Below are 18,959 nucleotides of genomic sequence, written 5' to 3'. Positions count from 1 at the left end.
CTACACACCCAAATTTTGTAAGTCAGCCCAGGACTTTTCTTCTCCTCCTCCTTCTTCCTTACCTCATCACTTCCTCCCCCTTCCCCTCATCCCCTTTTACCCTTACCTTTGACGGTATGGAAACGCAAGCCACCACCCTCGCCCAAGACACGGCCATCTTTGATCTGATTCAGAAAGAACAAGAGCGGCAAACTCACGGTATTGAACTCATTGCCTCCGAGAACTACGTTTCGGAGCAGGTGATGCGGGCCCAGGGCTCCATCCTCACCAACAAGTACGCCGAGGGCCTTCCCGGCAAGCGCTACTATGGTGGCTGCGAAATTGTGGATCAGATTGAGCAGCTGGCCATTGACCGCGCCAAAGCCCTATTCGGGGTAGAGTGGGTAAACGTGCAGCCGCACTCCGGTGCCCAGGCCAATGCCGCTGTTATGCTGGCCGTACTCAACCCCGGCGACAAAATCCTGGGGTTCGACCTGAGCCACGGTGGTCACCTGACGCACGGCTCGCCGGTGAACTTCTCGGGCAAGCTTTACAAGCCTTCATTCTACGGCGTGGAGCAGGAAACTGGCCTCATCGACTGGGAGAAAGTAAAAGAAACCGCCCGTCGTGAGCAGCCGAAGCTCATCATCTGCGGAGCCTCGGCCTACTCCCGCGACTGGAACTACCAGGCCCTGCGTGAAGCTGCCGACGAGGTAGGCGCCCTGCTGCTGGCCGATATTTCGCACCCTTCCGGCCTCATTGCCAAAGGCTTGCTAAATAACCCCTTCGACCACTGCCACATTGTAACGACCACTACCCACAAAACCCTGCGCGGCCCTCGCGGTGGCCTGATTATGCTGGGTAAAGATTTCGAAAACCCCTTCGGCCTGAAAACTCCAAAAGGCGAAATCCGGCTGATGAGCAGCCTGCTCGACAGCGCTGTGTTCCCTGGTACCCAAGGCGGCCCGCTGGAGCACGTTATCGGGGCCAAGGCTGTGGCTTTCGGCGAAGCTTTGAGCGACGCTTACACCGACTACACTCAACAGGTTGTCCGGAATGCTCAGGCACTGGCCAATGGCTTTGTGGAGCGCGGCTACCAGATTATTTCGGGCGGCACCGATAACCATCTGATGCTGATTGACCTGCGCAGCAAGGGCCTGACCGGTAAGCTGGCCGAAAACACCCTCATCAAGGCCGACATCACCATTAACAAGAACATGGTGCCCTTCGATGACAAGTCGCCTTTCATTACCAGCGGCATGCGTATCGGCTCGGCAGCCGTTACTACCCGCGGCCTAAAGGAAACCGACATGGCTCGTATCGTTGATTTCATTGACGAGGTGCTGACCCACAACGCCGATGATGCCCGCATTGCCCGGGTGCGCGGCGAAATCAATGAGTGGATGCAGCAGTATCCGCTCTTCGCTTAACGGTGAAATGGTGAAATAGTGAGTTGATGGGTTCGGTTTGATTTCCCGAGCCGAACCCATCTTCTTCCCCTGTTTTTTCGTTTGTTTCTTGCCGCTTCTTGCAGGCCGGTTGGTTTACTCACCATTTCGCCACTTCACTATTTCCCCATTTCACTCAGTGGATCCTACTCAACCTGCGCTGGGCGACCAGCAGGAAATGTCTTTTATCGACCACCTGGAAGCCTTGCGCTGGCATATTATCCGGGCGGCTATTGCGGTGGTGGTCTTTGCCTTGGTGGCCTTCTTCTCCAAGGATTTTCTGTTTCACGACCTGATTCTGGGCCCTTCGCGCGCTGACTTCTGGACCTACCGGATGTTTTGCCGGGCCGGAGAGTGGCTGCATGCGCCTAGCCTGTGCATCGATAAGATTGGCTTCGTGATTCAGAACCGCGAGATGAGCGGGCAGCTCACCATGCACATCAGCACCTCTTTTATTGTGGGGCTGGTACTGGGCTTTCCTTATCTGTTCTGGGAGCTGTGGCGCTTTATTAAGCCGGGCCTCTACCCCCACGAGCGGCAGAATTCCCAGGGAGCGGTATTTTTCGTGTCGGTGCTGTTTGCCATTGGGCTATTGTTTGGCTATTACATCGCAGCGCCCATGAGCATTCAGTTCTTGGCTAATTATGTAGTAGACCCAACTATCGAAAACCAGATGGATATGCAGAGCTACATTAGTACGCTCACTACCATGTCTCTTTCCTGTGCTTTCGTGTTTGAGCTGCCCATGATTGTGTTCTTCCTGGCTAAAGCCGGACTGATCACGCCCGAAATTATGCGGGTGTATCGTAAGCACGCCATCGTGGTTATTCTGGTTATTGCGGCGGTAATTACCCCGCCGGATGTGTCGGCCCAGATCATTGTAACCATTCCCATCATTTTGCTCTACGAGTTGAGCATCAACATTGCTCGGGTGGTCACACGCAACCGGACGGCCTCTCTCAATGCCCGCCTCGCTGAAAACCAGGGGGTAGCGTAGACATGGGTTCCTGATCAGAAAATGTGCTGATGTGCTTTTAGAAAGCTACATCAGCACATTTTCTGTTTTCTGGCCTTCTCTTCTGCTCGCCGCCCACTACTGAACCTGATTCTTTCATTCTTCTTACTTACCATCCTATGAAACTTGCCATCGGCTCCGACCACGCTGGCTTCGAGCAGAAACAAATGCTGCTACAGTGGCTGCGCGACAACGGCCACGAGGTGCAGGACTTCGGCACCCACTCCCTTGACTCCGTTGACTACCCCGACTATGTACACCCACTGGCCTCGGCCGTGGAGGGCGGCGAGTTTGAGCGGGGCATTCTGCTCTGCGGTTCGGCCAATGGTGTGTGCATCACGGCCAACAAGCACCAGGGCATCCGGGCCGGCTTGGCCTGGGAGCCGGAGGTAGCCAACCTGATTCGTCAGCACAATAACGCCAACGTGGTCTGCATCCCGGCCCGCTTCGTGGACGAAGAAACTGCTCGCGCCATCACCAGTCAGTTTCTCAACACTGCCTTCGAAGGCGGCCGCCACCAAACCCGCGTTGATAAAATCAAGCTGTGAGGTAGTGCGGTAATCAGTACGCCAAGGCCGACTGACGGCAGACGTGCTACCCCCTTGTAAAGCCCAAAGGCCGCAAGTGCGAGCATATCGCACTTGCGGCCTTTGGGCTTTATTCAACGGCGGGCCGTTCACTTATTCACCGTTGCAGCCGGTACACGCCGGGGGTGTTGGTGAGTTGGTAGCGGCCAAAGATGCCGGGTACCTTATACTGCAGTTCGGGCATAAGGCGGGCTTGATCAATCAGGTATTGGGGCGGCGCGGTTTGAAAGTTGCGGGCCAGGCGGAACACGGCATCGTACTGTTGCAGGTGCCCGAAGTCGGCCTGGGCCAGGCGCCAGTCGAGGTAGGGGGTTGCGAGGCGGTTGTGCAGGTAGGGGCGCTGGTCGGGTCCCAATACCAGTAGGCGCTGTCCTTGCAGGAAGGCATAACGCGGGTTAGGCTCCACGGCGTAATTGCTTTCAGCCGGAATCTGCACCACTCGCTCCAGGTGCAGTGCGGCCCGGTAGCGTACTCCCACTACGGCCCCAATAACCAGCAGCAGAAACACTTCGGGTATCCAGGCGCGTTGCGCTTTCTGCCACAGAAATAGGCTAAAGTAGGTGAGAGGGGGTAGCAGCAGCACCAGCGTACCGGTAGCCATACCCCTGCCCGCGGCGGCAATGCCAACGGCTACCAATACCCAAATCAGCATCAGTTGCTGAAACTTCACCTGGAATACTAACCCCAGGGAAGTAGTAAAGCTGCGCCCGATGCCCAGCAGCAACAGCACTCCCGGCAGAATCAGTAACCGCAGCAGCACCCACAGCGGCAGACCATCGGTCTCATTGACAATGCCTTGCAGGGTAGGCGTAAGGTGGAACTGCGCAAAGCCTGGCAGCGACTCCGTGTACAGAAAAAAGGTAATGGCTACCGAGTACGGGAACAAGAAGCCGCATACCAACAGCAGAAAGCTCCGGAACGAGTTGGCCGCAAATACAATAACCGCAAACAGCCCTACCAGCAGGAACAACCCCAGCGGCAGATAACACAAGGCCCCTACCCCTATCAGAAACCCCGCCCGAAACAGGCGGCGGTTATCGTAGCCCTCGCGGGAGGTAGGCAGCAGGGAGCTAAGTGCGGCAATCAGGAACGTGTGCCCTAAGAGCAGCGGGGAGAGCGTATCCAGGTCGGTGGTAAGGCTACCGACCAGCAAGTAGGTGAGTGCGCCCACGTAGCCTCGCTCGGGGTGTACATCAGCCCGGTTGAGCACAAAGTTGAAGCGCAGGGCCTGAAACGCCAGCAAAGCCAGCGCCAGTATCCGGTAGATCCACACCGGGCGGCTTCCTACCACATCGAGCAGCCCAAACAAAGCCGCCGACAGCGGGGCGGTACTATCATATAGGTCGCGGTAGAGCAGGGCACCCTCGTGGAGGCGTTCACCCACTAACAGGGCCCGCAGCTCTACGGGAGTCAGGGCAATACCCAGCCACAGCAGCGGCAGCCGCAGTGCCAGCAGCAACAGCAGCAGCGCGAACAGGCGGGTAGGCAGAGAGCTTTTAAAGAATTGCAGCAAGAGGTAACCAGTAGAAAAGAACCAGCAAACGAAGTCAGGAAGTTGTAAAAGTACAGCATCCGGGGGCCCGCTGCTAGGAAGCCGGCAATTGGGTCCGGATGTTCTACCCCCTCCTGGCTACCGAAGGGGTAGGCGACGGTTGCTGGCGGGCCTGTTCCGGTTGCTGGAGGCTGATCGGAGCTATCTGTGAGTTCTTTTCTGAACTCTTCTGACCTCACCCCCAATTACCTACTTACTTAATCCCCTCAACCGGTATCTTTGCGGATTCTTATGGAAAGTAAACGACAGCAAAAAGTAGCCAGCCTGCTCCAGCAGGAGTTGGCCGCCGTATTCCAGCGCGACCTGCCCCACCTGTTCCCGAGCCTGCCGCCGGGCATCAGTTTGGTGCGCGTATCGCCCGATCTAGGCGTGGCCCGCGTGTACCTGAGCCTGCTTATGGCCCAGAGCAACACCGCCGGTGAGCAGCAACTCGCCCTGGTGCAGGACAACATCAAGGCCATCCGGCAGGCTTTAGCCAAGCGTGTGCGCCAGCAACTGCGCATTGTGCCGGATCTGGTTTTCTTTCTTGATGACTCGGCCGCCTACGCCGCCCACATGGATAAAGTGTTCGGCGACCTGCACATTCCGCCGGCCCCAACCGAAGGTCCGGAAACCGGCTCTGATGCTGAAGGTGCTGCCCCCAAACGCCCTAAACTCTTCGCCGACGAAGACGAATAATGAGAGGGTGAGATGGTGAAATAGTGAGTTTTCCTGCTGACTACTACGCCATCGGAACAGCCAACTCACCATTTCACCATTTCACTATCTCATCACTTGTACTACGACCCGATTAAGAAGTCGCTCGGCGAAGTTTTTAACCGCACGCCCCTGCTGCGCCGCCTCTTCTACCACCTGCTCGATTTGCTGCTGCTCCGCACTTGGCACGTACACCGCGAGCTACGCCAGTGGGCCAAGGGCCGCACCGATGAGGCTATCAATATTCTCGATGCCGGATCAGGCTACGGGCAGTACACCTACTGGATGAGCGGGCTAAGCCGCAAGTGGCAGATTCTGGCCGTAGATGTGAAGGACGAGCAGGTGGCAGACTCCAACCGGTTTTTCCGTCAGATCGGGCGCACCAATGCCCAGTTTGCGGTGCAGGATTTGGTGCTCTACCAACAGCCCAACTCCTTTGATTTGGCCTTGTCGGTGGATGTGATGGAGCACATTCTGGAAGATGTAGAGGTGTTCCGCAACATCCACGCCTCCCTCAAGGATGGCGGCATGCTGCTCATCTCTACCCCCTCTGACCAGGGTGGTTCCGATGTACACGCCGATGGCGAAACCTCCTTTATTGAGGAGCACGTCCGCGACGGCTATAACATCCATGAAATTCAGCAGAAGCTACGTACCGCAGGTTTTGAGCGCATTGAGGCCCGCTACAGCTACGGCGAGCCAGGCCAAATTTCCTGGCGCCTGAGCATGAAGTATCCCATTCTGATGCTGGGCCACTCAAAGTGGTTTTTTGTGCTGCTACCCTTTTACTACTTAGTTACGTTCCCGTTCTGCCTCATTCTGAACTGGTTCGATGCCAATACCAAACACGAATCAGGCACGGGCCTGATTGTGAAGGCCTGGAAATAGACCTTTTTCGTCCGGCGGCGTATCTTGGCTCCTGAACCGTATAGTTGCCTCGTACCTCTACTTATCCACCCGTTTCGCCACTCCGCGCCCCGCACGTGAACGTATCCCTGCTCATTGCCCGGCGTTATTTTCTCTCGAAGAAGAAGCGCAACATCATCAGCATCATCTCGAATATCTCCATGGTTGGCGTGGCGATAGGTACGATGGCGCTGATCATTGTGCTGTCCGTGTTTAACGGGCTGGAAGAAGTGGCGCGCAGCCTCTACGGCAAATCGGACCCCGATTTGGTGATTACTGCCGTGGAAGGCAAATCCTTTGAGGTATCCCCCCCCTTGGTTAAGCGTATTCAGGGCTTGCAAGGGGTAGGCCTAGTAACGGAGGTAATTGAGGACAACGCCCTGCTCCAGTACCGCGACCGGCAGATGGTCGTGAAAATGAAAGGCGTATCTGACAACTACTACCGCCAGAGCGACATTGACTCGGCCATTGTGGAAGGCAGCTCCCAGCTACACCGCGACGGTATGGATTATGCCCTGTTGGGAGCCGGCGTGCAGCATGAGCTTAGCATTGCCCTGGATAACCGCTTCTCGCCGATGCGCCTGCTTTATCCACGCAACACGGGTAGGAAAACCCTTTCCATGAACCCGGAAACGGCTTTCAACGAGCAGAACATCCTAGCCGGCGGCGTTTTCCTGATTGAACAGCACGTTGATGACAGCTACATCTATGTGCCCCTGGATTTTGCCCGTACCCTACTGAACTACGGAAACCGGCGCACTGCCCTGGAGGTGAAGGTGAAAGACGATGCAAAGATCGGTCGGGTCAAAGAAGCTCTGAAGGAACAGTTAGGCAGCAAGTTCAACGTACTGGACTCCGATGAGCAACACCTGAGCCTGCTCAAGGCTATTAAGGTGGAGAAGATGTTTGTGTTCATCACCTTCGCTTTTATCCTGCTGATTGCAAGCATCAACATTTTCTTCTCCTTGTCGATGCTGGTGATTGACAAGCATAAGGACATTGCCGTGCTGATGGCAATGGGCGCTAGCTCGCGTACCATTCGCAACATCTTCTTGCTGGAGGGCGCCATTGTGGCTCAGGTTGGGGCCTTCACTGGCCTAGTACTGGGGGTAGGGATTTGCTGGGCCCAGCAGACGTTCCACTTAGTAGGTATGGGCATGGCTACCAGCGTGGTAGACTCTTACCCTGTAAAGATGCAGTTCTCGGATATTGCTCTTACCGGGGTAGCAATCATCTTCATTACCATTGCCGTTTCTATTCGCCCGGCCCTGAATGCGGCTAGCCTTAACCTACGCGACAACCTGTAGGGAATAGTACTTGTCTCAGCATGGGATTTGGCTAAGCAACACATTTGCAACATTTTATTTTTCCGTCGTTCCCATTATTACAGGCCGCGCTGTGTCTCAGTGCGGCTTTTTTGCGTTGTATGAACTCTAGAATGTATCATTTTGAGAAGGCAACACCATTACCTTCGTAGACTCAAAAGGCCCTTTAAGCACTGCGTTCCGCTATGTTAATCTTTATAATGTAATTATTCATGGATTTATTTTTACTTTTTAGTAAAAAAATAAGTATTTAGCATTTGTTACTACTTTCAACGCTGCATTATCTTCGTCGACTATGAAGGTTTCCACTTCACAGCCCTTTCAAATAGTTTATTCACTACTCGAACACGAGTACCTGGGATACCTATTTGAATCGTATGTGGTGCAGCGGAATCAGCGGGGCCAGCTTACCCTCCAGCACCAAACTGTATCAGCCAAAAACGCGCCTGAGTTTGCCGATGGTCTAGATGAAACCGACTTTGAGCTGATTGCCCTGACCGACCAGATTCAGCAGGATGTCGTTATCAAGGAGTTCTGGTCGAAGAAGACCACTCCAGCTGATTTTTTCCTGAAGATTTACGACGCCGATAAGGGCGACAAAGGCTTGCAGGAAGCTATTTGCACCTACGTGCAGGACCGCATGGGTCAGATTTTGGAGCGTCTGCAGGGTAAGCAGGTGTTCATTATGGGCAAGGACGGGGAACCTACCTGGCGCGAAATTGGGGTGGCACCGGAGCGGGCTTCAGTGCTGTTTCACTTCCGCCGCAATGAGGACAGCACCCACTACTTCCCTACCATCCAGTATCAAGGTCAGAAGCTCGATTTCCAGTATAAGAACGCCGTGATTGTATGCGAGCAGCCGGCCTGGCTGCTGCTGGGCGACGTGCTCCACAACTTCCACAACGATGTGGACGGCAAGAAGCTGAAGCCCTTCCTGAACAAGAAGTTCATCGTAATTCCGCGCCAGGTAGAAGACAGCTATTTCCAGCGCTTTGTGGCTCCGTTGGTTGAGTCGTTTGATGTACACGCCCGCGGGTTCGACATCCGCTCGGAGCGGTACGTAGCTCGCCCTCAGCTTACGTTTTCTGATGCACCGGGCGCTACCGTAGTGGCGGCCCGCCCTGCTACCCCCAGCCGCCGGGGCAATGCCTCGGCCGCTCAGACTACCGCTACAGCTGAGGCGGTAGCTTCGGAGCACATTCACTTCGACCTTAGCTTCCGCTACGGCGACCATACCGTGCACACGGCCCATAACAAGCGGGTGTGCGTGAAGCTGGAAAAGCAGGAAGACAACTACATCTTTCACCGCCTGATTCGCAACCTCGACCGGGAGCAGGAAATTATTGCCGAGCTGCGCGACCGGGCCCTGGAAGTGCGCAACGGCCGCGCCGTGCTGGAAAAAGCCACCGCCTTCCGCTGGCTGCATCACCATGCCGACGAGCTAGCCCGCATGGGCTTTACAGTGCAGCAGGGAGTTACCTCAGGCAAGGATTACTTTATCGGGTCCGTGACGGTGCAGGTGGGCATCACGGAATCCAATGACTGGTTTGACGTGCACGGCATGGTGCACTTCGGCGAGTTTGCGGTGCCGTTTATCAAGCTGCGCCCTTATATTCTAAACAAGCGCCACGAGTTCCGGCTGCCCAACGGGCAGATTGCCATTATTCCGGAGGAGTGGTTTACGCAGTACCTTGAGCTGTTTGCTTTCTCTGAGGAGCACAACCAGACGCTCACTCTGCGCAAGCACCACATGGCCCTAGTTTCGGACCTGCAGAATGGCAACCTGGCAACCGTAGTAATGTCGCGGAAGCTGGAGAAGCTGCGGGAGTTTGAAGCGGTGGAAGACCGCCCCCTACCCCCTTCGTTCCGCGGAGAGCTGCGCCCCTATCAGAAAGCGGGTTACAATTGGCTTCACTTCGTGCAGGAATACCAGTTTGGGGGCTGCCTGGCCGATGATATGGGCCTGGGCAAAACCGTACAGACGCTGGCCATGCTGCTGCAGCGCAAGGAAAGTGGAGCCGCGAAAGGTGCCGCTTCTTTGCTGGTGATGCCGACCTCCCTGGTTTATAACTGGATGACGGAGGCCTTCAAGTTCACGCCTACCCTGCGCCTGCTCATCTATACGGGCACCTACCGCGACAAAAACGTGGAGCAGTTCGCCGATTACGATGTAGTGCTAACCTCTTACGGTATTGTGCGCCTGGACGCCGACCTGCTTAAGACCTACAAGTTCGACTACGTGATTCTGGACGAGTCGCAGGCTATTAAGAACCCCAGCTCCACTACCTCCCAGGCGGTGCGGGGTCTGCACTCCCGCCACCGCCTAATTCTGACGGGTACGCCGGTAGAGAACAGCACCATGGACTTATGGTCGCAGATGTCGTTCATCAACCCCGGCTTGCTGGGCACGCAGGCCTTCTTTCGTAAGGAGTTTCTGAAGCCCATTGAAAAGGGCAAGGACGAGGCTAAAACGCGTCGTCTGCATGCCCTCATCAAGCCCTTCATTCTGCGCCGCCACAAGGCCCAGGTAGCCCGCGAGCTGCCCGAGAAGATTGAGAACCTGAGCTACTGCCCCATGACGGAGGAGCAGCAGCAGTGCTACGAGGAAACCAAGAGCTTCTACCGTAACAAGATTTTGCAGAGCATAGAAGAGCACGGCACAGCCAGCACCCAGTTTATGCTGCTGCAGGGCCTGACCAAGCTCCGCCAGATTGCCAACCACCCCCGTATGGCCGACGAGGAGTACGCCCACGAATCGGGCAAGCTGCGGGAGGTAGTGCGCATGATTAAGAGCGTTGTATCGGAAGGCCACAAGGTTTTAGTTTTCAGTCAGTTTGTAAGGCACCTGGATATTGTTCGTGCTTCCTTGGATGAGCGCCAGATTGAGTACGCCTACCTTGATGGCAACACCCGCGACCGGCACAAAGAGGTGGCCCGTTTCCAGGAAACCGACGACCTGCGCGTATTCCTCATCTCGCTGAAGGCTGGGGGGGTAGGCCTTAACCTTACCGCCGCCGACTACGTGTTCATTCTTGACCCTTGGTGGAACCCCGCCGTGGAGGCGCAGGCCGTGGACCGCGCCCACCGCATCGGGCAGCAGCGCACAGTGTTTACCTACAAGTTCATCACCCAGAACACGGTAGAAGAGAAGATTCTGGCCCTACAGAACAAGAAAATCCAGCTGGTAACCGACCTGATTACCACCGACGAGGCCATAATCAAGAGCCTGACCAAGGAAGATATAGAGGAGTTGCTGGGGTAGGAAACCTATCAGCAAAGACAATAAAGCATGAAGGCCGGCCCTGTATGGGCCGGCCTTCATGCTTTAGCTATATGGTATAAATTTATGTTTTATTATTAACATGCTTATATATAATCTAATCAGGTTGTATCTTACTTCTATCTGCATAGAACTCATACTCAAAAAGCTATGATGAAAATCCCTACCCCTTGGCTGCGGGCTAGCGCGCTGGTGCTGGGCCTAGCACTACCTGGTGCCCTACACGCTCAAACCTGGCAATGGGCCTCGGCGCACGCAACGGGCAGCACCGGCTCGTCGGTGATCTATGCGGCGGCCGTAGATGCAACCGGCAATACTGTAGTGGCCGGCCAATTCTCGGGAACTAGCACCTTTGGCAGCACTACTCTGACCAGCGCTGGCGGCACTGATGTGTTTGTGGGCCGGCTTAGTCCAACGGGCGCCTGGCTGCAGGCTGCCCGTGCCGGTGGGCCCGCCGATGACGTGGCGCAGGCCGTAGCCGTTGATGCCGCCGGGAACATTGTAGCAGCGGGGTTATTTCGGGGTGGTACAGCGGCTTTTGGCACCACTACCCTCACCAACGCCAACAGTACTTCCTCCGATGGGTTTGTGGCACGCCTCAGCAGCGCCGGCACCTGGACCCAGGCCGTGCGCATGGGCGGCTCTGATAACGACGGCGCCATGGGGTTAGCCTTGGATGGCAGTGGTACGACGATAGTGGCGGGTAACTTTTCCAGCAACACGGCAACCTTCGGGGCTACCACCCTCACCAACGCCAACACCGACCGCAGCAACGACGTGTTTGTGGCCCGCCTGGGGGCCGATGGCACTTGGGGCCAAGCCATTCGGGGAGGAGGCTCCGGCGACGACTTTGTGCAGGCTATTGTATTGGATGCCACTGGCAATGCCCTTATTGCCGGGCACTTTGCGCGGGCTACTGTTACGTTCGGCACTATTGTGCTCAACAACGCCAACCCCAGCCAGTACAGCAGCGACATTTACGTGGCCCGATTGAGCAGCGCCGGCACTTGGACCCAGGCTTTGCAGGCTGGCGGCCCCGGCAACGACTACGCCAAGGGAGCAGGCATTGACGCCAGCGGCAACGCTTACGTGGCCGGCAACTTCGCCAGCCCAACCCTCAACTTCGGCACTACGGTCCTCACCAATGCCGATGCTAGCGGCAACACCTCTGATATTTTCGTGGCCCGCCTAAGCAGTGCCAATGCCTGGACTATGGCGGCCCGGGCCGGCGGCAGCAGCAACGACTACGCCAATGCTCTGGCTGTGGATGGTAGCGGCAAGGCCAGTGTGGGTGGTTTATTTCAGGGCCTGACGTCTACCTTCGGTGCTATTGCCCTGACCAACGCTGACCCTACCGGCGCCAAGTTCGACATTTTGGTGGCCCGCCTGAGCAGCGCTGGCTCCTGGGACCTGGCATTACGGGCCGGCGGCGTGGGCGACGATTATACCAACGCCTTGGCCTTGGATGCCAGCGGTAACGCGGCCGTGGGCGGCAACCTAAACAGTTCGCCCGCCACTTTCGGCGACATCAGCCTCAATAGTTCTGGCTCGGCCTTCATTGCCAAGCTGATGGGACTGACCACCAAGACTACCGCAGCCCGCCTATCGGCTGCCATGCAGTTGGTACCTAACCCTGCCCAAGACCAGGTGAAACTTAGCTGGCCTACAGCTAATAGCCAATCCCTACCCCTGATTCTGATTGACAACTTGGGCCGTGAAGTGAAGCAGCAGGCCCTACCGGCTCAGGCCACCCGCGCCACCTTGAGCCTGCGAGGACTGGCCTCCGGGGTGTACGTGGTTCGGGTTGGCGAAACGGCGCAGCGGCTGGTAGTTGAATAACATCTATCTACACCTTGTGTACTACCCCGCTGCGGCTGAGCTGCAGCGGGGTAGTGCTTTTATCGGTAGCCGGAGGCTGCAAGCACAACAGGCAACGCCTTGAGTAAACAAAGCAGCCGCTGAGCTGGTATGAGAGCCATGCACCTTTACCTTCGTACCCGCGTGGCGGCATCTCCCCGGCAGGTTTGGCAAGGCTTCACACGCGAGCTGTTCCTAGCCCTGGCCCCGCCCGTACCGCCATTCCGGCTGCTGCGCTTTGATGGGTGCCACCGCGGCGACGAGGTGCATATTGAGTTGGGAGCGGGCCCCATGCGCTACCCCTGGACCTCCCTTATTACCGACCATGGCACTTTGCCCGATGGCACGTACTACTTTGTAGATGAAGGCCAGCGCCTGCCGCCTCCACTGCGCTTCTGGCGCCATCGGCACCTGATGCAGCCTGCCCCTGGCGGCGGTACCTTCATTGTAGAAGATCTGGAATACCGCACCGGTCTGCGCCCGCTGGATGCCCTGCTTTACCCCCTGATGTGGGCCCAGTTTGCCTGGCGCCGCCCCATTTACCGCCGCTGGTTTGGGACTTTGGGCCAGGAGAAAGGGTAGGACGCTACTCCCCAGCCTAAGGCCCAAGGCAGCGCGGAGGTGGCTGTTCCCGTATAGGTCGCAGCAAGCCGTGTATCTTGCCGTTCCTCGTAGCTCTTGCCCATGCCTGCAGTCTTACTTCCTGGCCGCCGCCCGCGGCTTCTCCTTCACTTGTGGCTGGCTTCCCTGGTGCTGCTGGCAGCTAGTTGCCGCAGCAGCCAGACAGCGTATCGGTTTCGGCCCGGCGCCACGACTGTCGCTTCCAGAGCTGTACCAGCTGATTCCAGCGTTACTCCTAGTCAGGCTACGGCCTCCTTACCGGTTACCGCTCTGCACCAGGCCACCATTAGGCCACCGCGCCGGGCTCCAGTGGCTTCGCGGCCACTACAGCGACAGATGCGCCAGGCCATAGCTCAAGTGGCGGCAAAGGCCCCAAAACAGTCTTTTTCTGGGCGGTCTTCCGAGCAGGCAGTTAAGCACGTAGCGAAACCCCGGCGCGCGGCAGAGGCTGGGCTGGGAACCACGGTGCTGGGTGTGCTGGGCTTGGTTGTGCTGCCAATTGCTTTGCTGGGTCTGCTTATCTGGGGCGGACCCGTATGGGCTATCCTGGGTGGGTTGGCAGCGCTGGCCGTCCTGATTGCCTACCTCGACCCGTTCGCGTAAGCGCCATCAACTGAGACCCCAGCGGTTTAGAACTTGCCAAGGGGTAGGGGCCGCTTAGTGGTTTTGCCCTCAGGGCTCTGGCTGTTTCAGTTAAAGCAGGTTATCCTCGGCAGGTTAGGTACCTTTGTAGTCCATTTCCTGATCCTGCTGCTTATGAACTCCGCTACCGTCACGCTTAAACCTGGTAAAGACCAATCTCTCCGCCGCCTGCACCCCTGGGTATTTTCCGGGGCTATTGGGCGCATGCAGGGCGAGGTGGTGGAAGGCGAAGTAGTGGCCGTACAAGCTGCCAATGGCGAGCTACTGGGGGTAGGGCACTACGCGCCAGGCTCCATTGCCGTGCGGATGCTCGCCTTCGGCCCCGATGCCCAACTACCCGATGCGGCGTTTTGGGAAGAGAAAATCCGGAATGCCTACCAGCTCCGCCAAGGTCTGGGGCTCACGGGCCAGGGTAACACCAATGTGTACCGCTTGGCCCACGCGGAGGGCGATGGGCTGCCCGGACTTATTATTGACGTGTACGGAGATGTGGCGGTGGTGCAGGCTCACAGCGCGGGCATGTACAAGGCGCGCCCCCTCATTGCGCAGGCCCTACAAACGGTAATTCCGAACCTGCGCGCCATCTACGACAAAAGCTCCGAAACCGTGCCCGCTAAGGCTGCGCCCGGCGCTCAGAACGGCTACTTGTTCGGGGAAAGCGCTGGCGCTGAGCACATCGTACAGGAAAACGGCCATCCTTTTGCCGTTGATTGGGAAACGGGTCAGAAAACCGGCTTCTTCATTGATCAGCGCGACAACCGTAGTCTGCTGGCTCGCTATGCGCCCGGCCGCCGCGTGCTCAACACGTTCTGCTACACAGGAGGCTTCAGCTCTTATGCCTTGCAGGCCGGCGCCGAGCTGGTGCATTCCGTCGATTCGAGCAAGAAAGCTATTGAGCTAACCAACCGCAATGCCGAGCTGACCGGACTACAGGACCGCCACGAGGCCTACGCTCAGGATGTGTTCACCTTCCTGAAGGACCGCCACAACCAGTACGACCTGATTGTGCTAGACCCGCCGGCCTTCGCCAAACACCTCTCGGCCCGGCACAACGCCCTGATGGGTTACAAGCGCCTAAATGCGGCCGGCATCCGGCAGATTGCGCCCGGTGGGCTATTGTTTACCTTCAGCTGCTCGCAGGTAGTGAGCATGGAGCTGTTTGAGGGAGCCGTGCTGGCCGCTGCCATCGAGGCCGGCCGCCCGGCTCGCATCCTACACCGCCTCACCCAACCCGCCGACCACCCAGTAAGCCTCTTTCACCCCGAAGGCGAGTACCTGAAAGGGCTGGTGCTGGCCGTGGAATAGCTGCATTTTCCTACCCCCAGCAACGCCTAAAGCCCGCCGGGCCCGCGCACAACACCACGGTGTAGCGCAGGCCCGGCGGGCTTGTTTAGCGGGTGCCAGGAAAACCAAAGGCCGGCCCGCACCCCTAACATGGCGGACCGGCCCCGGTACTACCCCCTAGTTCCTTGAAAACCGTGGGGTAGTAAGGCTGGGATACAAGAGCACTGTTGTGCAATGATTGGGGAGAAGCGGCGCCCAGAAAACCACAACTAAGCGCTGCCCTCACCCTGCCAGCGGGAGTATGCTCCCAAGAGCCGTCATCTTACCTGGTTTGTTTCCCACCCCCAGAGGCCGACGACGGCGCTGGCTTATGTCTTACTTATACTGATAGTACCGCACGTAATCCACCTGCATCTGCTGGGGAAAAGTCGCTGATCCGTCTGGATTCCCATCAAAATGTCCGCCTACCGCTACGTTCAGAATCAGAAAAAACCCATTGTTGAAAGGATAAGGGCTGGCGCTAGTACTGTTATTGTAAGTGTAATAAGGCTGCGGATTACCATCGAGGTAGAAGCGGGTCATGTTCTCGCTGCGCACGACACTATAGATGTGAAAGTCTGTTGATAAGTCAACCGGGAGCACCTTGGTATCTCCCTCGTATCCATGTGCTCCAGTACTGGTAGCGTAGTGCATGGTAGAAATAAGCTCTTTGGGCTTACTACCACGCAATTCCATGATGTCAATTTCACCGCATTTCGGCCAGTTGTTCTGATCGATATCAGCCCCTAGCATCCAAATGGCTGGCCACACACCTTTGCCTTTAGGAATTTTGGCGCGCACATCAATACGGCCAAACTGAAATGTTTTCTTCCCTTTGGTGATAAGACGGGCCGAAGTGTAAGCATTGCTGCCCGACTGCTCCTTGCGGGCCTGAATCACCAAATTGCCACCGCTGACATAGGCATTGCTAGTGGAGTTGGTGTAGTTCTGCAGCTCTTGGTTGCCCCAACCACCTCCGCCCTGCTCATACACCCAATTAGATTCATCCAGGAAAAAGCCATCAAACTCGTCACTCCACACCTTTTCAGTGTACTGGTCGTAGTCGCGTGCTTCCTGGTTTACTACTGGGGTAGGAGCTGGAATATTCTTGGTTTTGGTTTCGGTACAGGAAGACAAGGCCCAAACCAGCAATACGCTAGCAACAAGCTTATCATTCTGCCTCCCCCAATAGCGTGTATTTCTCATACCCTACAAATACTTACAAAAAAAAGAGGTGCTGCTGCCGACAGCAACACCTCTAACTGATATGAAGGCCAATCAGGCCGAGTTGTGCCAGTTTAGGGTTTAGCTACCAGCTTCATTTGGAATACAGTGCCATTGGGTTTGCCTGCACGCAGCACTAGGGTTTTTTCAGTGATATCAATTACACGATACGTAAGGTCTGGTGCATCGGTAACCCCTATGAAAGTACCGGCTTTCTTGAACTCAATCATTGCATATCCATCGCCTACGGCCGGGCCGAAGGTATAGTCAGATGTGCCTGAGCGAGGAGCTCCACAGGCAGCCGGTACGGCAGGGGTAGTGGCTGTGGCAGGGGTAGCGGCTACGTAGGTTTCTGTTTTTGCCTCGTAAGTATATACGTCGGTGCTTGAGAAAGTAAACTCATCATCGGCTTGGCAGGCGGGTAAGTCTCCTGCTTTACCACCGGCGTAGTACTCAGTTGGTTTGGCTTCTGTTCCTACCGTAATAGTAGCATCGGAGGCATTATCCAATATCCAGGTTTTGGAGCCGGTGCCGGTTAGGAGCTGCTTCACGAAGGTCACATTCTGTGGTAATGCTATGTCTTGTGGGGCAGACGTACTGAATCCACCGCGGTAAGAGGTAAGCAACCGGGCCTGAACAGTTCCACTTTTCTTATAAACGTGCGTTACTGTCTTGCCAGTGGCGGTGGTACCATCACCAAATTCCCACTGGTAGAGAAAAGCATCAGGGCCGGTGCTAGTGAAGGTCACTTCCGTGGTGAGACCAACTGACTTGGGGGCGCTGAACGTGAAGGTAGGTTGGGTTACAGCACCCTCAAGTTCATAGTCGTCGTCCTTGTCGCAGGAGGTGAACAGTAGTGGGGCAGCCAGCAAGGCTAGGGCTGCCAGGCGGGTAAATTTATGGTACATGGAAATTAGCGAGAGAAGGAGTGAAGGCCACCCAACTCAGCAGTGCTACCCCTGGTTACAGCCAGAAAGGATAGCACTGCTGGTAGGAAGAGGCGTTATGATTTAGTAGCCAGGATTCTGAGTCAGGCCCGTGTTCACATCAAGCTCCGATTGCGGAATGGGCAGCACCACATTGAAGGGTTTGATGCCTTTCGCTTTCAACTGTGGAGAGGTGAGCAGCTCACCAGTGCGCTTCATGTCAAACCACCGGTCCATCTCGAAAGCCAGCTCGTACTTCCGCTCACGCCACACGGCTTGCTTGAAGGCATCGGCGCTCAGGCCCGAAAGATCCTTGGCACTAGCTGTATTGATGGGCAGGCCAAAAGCCCGGCGGCGCACTTTGTTAATGGCCTCGTAACCCTCGGTAGTAGTGCCTACTGCCTCAGCTAGAATTAGGTACACCTCGGCCAGACGAATAATCGGAATGTTTAGCTCCGAGTCCCAGATGTTGGTGTTGGTTTTCCCCACAAACCACTTCTTCACGCCGTAGCCGTTAGGCGAGCCGGGCAGGGAGTTGGGTTGCTTGCGGCCATCGGGGTAGGCATCGCCGGGCATCCAGATGGTCGCGTCGCGGCGTAGGTCGCCGGCTTCATAGCCAGCCACAAAATCCGCCTCTGGAATGTTGAAGCCGTAGCCACCCTGAGGCACTGCATTTTGGCCGCGCGGTCCGAAGAACTCGTTGCCACTGAAGCCGGGCCCATCTTGGGTCCACTGATTGCGGCCCGAAATGAACTGAGCTTCAAACAACGACTCCTTGCCATTCTCGTTGGCTACCTTGAAGTTATCGGCGTAGTTATCCCACAGGGTCTTGCCGCTGTTGTTAATAACAGCGCGGGCCTGGGTAGCCGCCTCGGCCAGCTTACCCTCCGTGAGGTATACTTTAGCCAGCAGTGCCGTAGCCGACCACTTGGTGGCCCGCCCGATGTCGTCGCCAGTGTAAGAAGCCGGCAGTTTGCTCATAGCTTCGGTCAGGTCTTTCTCAATTTGAGCGTACACCTGAGCCACGGGAGTCCGCGGGATGTTTACCTCGGCCAGAGTAGTAGGTGGAGTAGTGAGCAAGGGTACATCGCCGTAAGCGCGCACTAGGTCGAAGTAGTACTTGGCCCGAAGGAATTGTGCCTCACCAATGCAACGGTCCTGAATTGCCTTATCAATGCTCATGGTTGGCACCTTCTGAAGCACGATGTTGGCCCGCCCGATACCTACGTAGCAGCTACCCCATAAGCGCGTAGCTATAGGATTGGTGCTGGGTATGTTGTAAAAATCGAGCTGCTGGAACTCAATACCGTCGCCGCCGCCGCCGCCACCGGTAGTGGAAATATCAGCGCCAATATCACCAAACCAAAGAGAGGAGTTATACTGGCCGGCCGAAATTAGCTCGCCGTATACAGCATTGGTGGCTTGAATAGCGTCAGTAGCGGTTTTATAGAAGTTAACGTCCGTCACTTGGTCGGTTGGCGTCTCCTCCAAGAATTTTTCGCCGCACCCGCTGAGCAGGCCCAGGGTTAGGAGCCAGGCGCCGCAGGTGGTTCTATACTTATGTAGGGGTAGCATTTG

At 56.4% G+C, this 18,959-nt stretch carries 15 protein-coding genes; 11 read left to right on the top strand and 4 right to left on the bottom strand.

Annotated elements, in window-relative coordinates; genetic code table 11:
• Positions 1 to 116: 116 nt before the first annotated feature.
• From glyA to rpiB, 3 genes are all read left to right on the top strand, one after another.
• Positions 117 to 1,409 carry a serine hydroxymethyltransferase gene (gene glyA, locus DNI29_RS00540; protein ID WP_110976122.1) on the top strand — a complete coding sequence of 431 codons (1,293 nt, stop codon included), beginning with the start codon at positions 117 to 119 and terminating at the stop codon, positions 1,407 to 1,409.
• A gap of 157 nt (positions 1,410 to 1,566) precedes the next feature.
• Positions 1,567 to 2,424 (top strand): twin-arginine translocase subunit TatC, encoded by an 858-nt coding sequence (gene tatC / locus DNI29_RS00535; RefSeq protein WP_317048740.1) that lies wholly within the window; start codon positions 1,567 to 1,569, stop codon positions 2,422 to 2,424.
• A 137-nt stretch (positions 2,425 to 2,561) separates the two neighbouring features.
• On the top strand, positions 2,562 to 2,990 hold the full coding sequence (gene rpiB, locus DNI29_RS00530; RefSeq protein ID WP_110976120.1) for a ribose 5-phosphate isomerase B: 429 nt from the start codon (positions 2,562 to 2,564) through the stop codon (positions 2,988 to 2,990).
• A 136-nt stretch (positions 2,991 to 3,126) separates the two neighbouring features.
• On the opposite strand, the gene DNI29_RS00525 is transcribed toward rpiB, so the two are convergent.
• Positions 3,127 to 4,542, bottom strand: a complete 1,416-nt coding sequence (locus DNI29_RS00525; RefSeq protein WP_110976119.1) for a hypothetical protein — start codon at positions 4,540 to 4,542, stop codon at positions 3,127 to 3,129.
• Positions 4,543 to 4,812: 270 nt separating this feature from the next.
• Here DNI29_RS00525 and DNI29_RS00520 point away from each other — a divergent pair, with 270 nt between their 5' ends.
• The 8 genes from DNI29_RS00520 to DNI29_RS00485 all read left to right on the top strand — a co-directional run bounded on the left by DNI29_RS00520 (position 4,813) and on the right by DNI29_RS00485 (position 15,213).
• Positions 4,813 to 5,259 carry a ribosome-binding factor A gene (locus DNI29_RS00520; RefSeq protein ID WP_110976118.1) on the top strand — a complete coding sequence of 149 codons (447 nt, stop codon included), beginning with the start codon at positions 4,813 to 4,815 and terminating at the stop codon, positions 5,257 to 5,259.
• Between the two features lie 96 nt (positions 5,260 to 5,355).
• A complete protein-coding gene (locus tag DNI29_RS00515) occupies positions 5,356 to 6,165 on the top strand; it encodes a class I SAM-dependent methyltransferase (RefSeq protein ID WP_110976117.1) in 810 nt (269 codons plus the stop codon).
• 95 nt (positions 6,166 to 6,260) lie between these two features.
• Complete coding sequence (locus DNI29_RS00510; protein ID WP_110976116.1) at positions 6,261 to 7,490, top strand: FtsX-like permease family protein; 1,230 nt, start codon at positions 6,261 to 6,263, stop codon at positions 7,488 to 7,490.
• Between the two features lie 313 nt (positions 7,491 to 7,803).
• Positions 7,804 to 10,770: a DEAD/DEAH box helicase gene (locus DNI29_RS00505; RefSeq protein ID WP_110976115.1), complete on the top strand. Its 2,967-nt coding sequence runs from the start codon at positions 7,804 to 7,806 to the stop codon at positions 10,768 to 10,770.
• A gap of 168 nt (positions 10,771 to 10,938) precedes the next feature.
• The gene (locus DNI29_RS00500) at positions 10,939 to 12,627 is read left to right on the top strand and encodes a T9SS type A sorting domain-containing protein (protein ID WP_110976114.1); all 1,689 of its coding nucleotides are present in this window, start codon (positions 10,939 to 10,941) and stop codon (positions 12,625 to 12,627) included.
• 162 nt (positions 12,628 to 12,789) lie between these two features.
• The gene (locus DNI29_RS00495) at positions 12,790 to 13,227 is read left to right on the top strand and encodes an SRPBCC family protein (protein WP_238387965.1); all 438 of its coding nucleotides are present in this window, start codon (positions 12,790 to 12,792) and stop codon (positions 13,225 to 13,227) included.
• A 102-nt stretch (positions 13,228 to 13,329) separates the two neighbouring features.
• Positions 13,330 to 13,869: a hypothetical protein gene (locus tag DNI29_RS24005; RefSeq protein WP_123823014.1), complete on the top strand. Its 540-nt coding sequence runs from the start codon at positions 13,330 to 13,332 to the stop codon at positions 13,867 to 13,869.
• A gap of 153 nt (positions 13,870 to 14,022) precedes the next feature.
• A complete protein-coding gene (locus tag DNI29_RS00485) occupies positions 14,023 to 15,213 on the top strand; it encodes a class I SAM-dependent rRNA methyltransferase (protein WP_110977245.1) in 1,191 nt (396 codons plus the stop codon).
• A gap of 354 nt (positions 15,214 to 15,567) precedes the next feature.
• On the opposite strand, the gene DNI29_RS00480 is transcribed toward DNI29_RS00485, so the two are convergent.
• The 3 genes from DNI29_RS00480 to DNI29_RS00470 form a co-directional block, all read right to left on the bottom strand.
• Complete coding sequence (locus DNI29_RS00480) at positions 15,568 to 16,368, bottom strand: glycoside hydrolase family 16 protein (protein ID WP_162303462.1); 801 nt, start codon at positions 16,366 to 16,368, stop codon at positions 15,568 to 15,570.
• Positions 16,369 to 16,529: 161 nt separating this feature from the next.
• Positions 16,530 to 17,363, bottom strand: a complete 834-nt coding sequence (locus DNI29_RS00475; protein WP_110976110.1) for a PKD domain-containing protein — start codon at positions 17,361 to 17,363, stop codon at positions 16,530 to 16,532.
• Between the two features lie 102 nt (positions 17,364 to 17,465).
• Positions 17,466 to 18,956: a RagB/SusD family nutrient uptake outer membrane protein gene (locus DNI29_RS00470; protein WP_110976109.1), complete on the bottom strand. Its 1,491-nt coding sequence runs from the start codon at positions 18,954 to 18,956 to the stop codon at positions 17,466 to 17,468.
• Positions 18,957 to 18,959: the final 3 nt, after the last annotated feature.

Source organism: Hymenobacter sediminis (assembly GCF_003231285.1).
Lineage (GTDB): Bacteria > Bacteroidota > Bacteroidia > Cytophagales > Hymenobacteraceae > Hymenobacter > Hymenobacter sediminis.
This window is presented reverse-complemented; position numbering and strand designations above follow the sequence as displayed.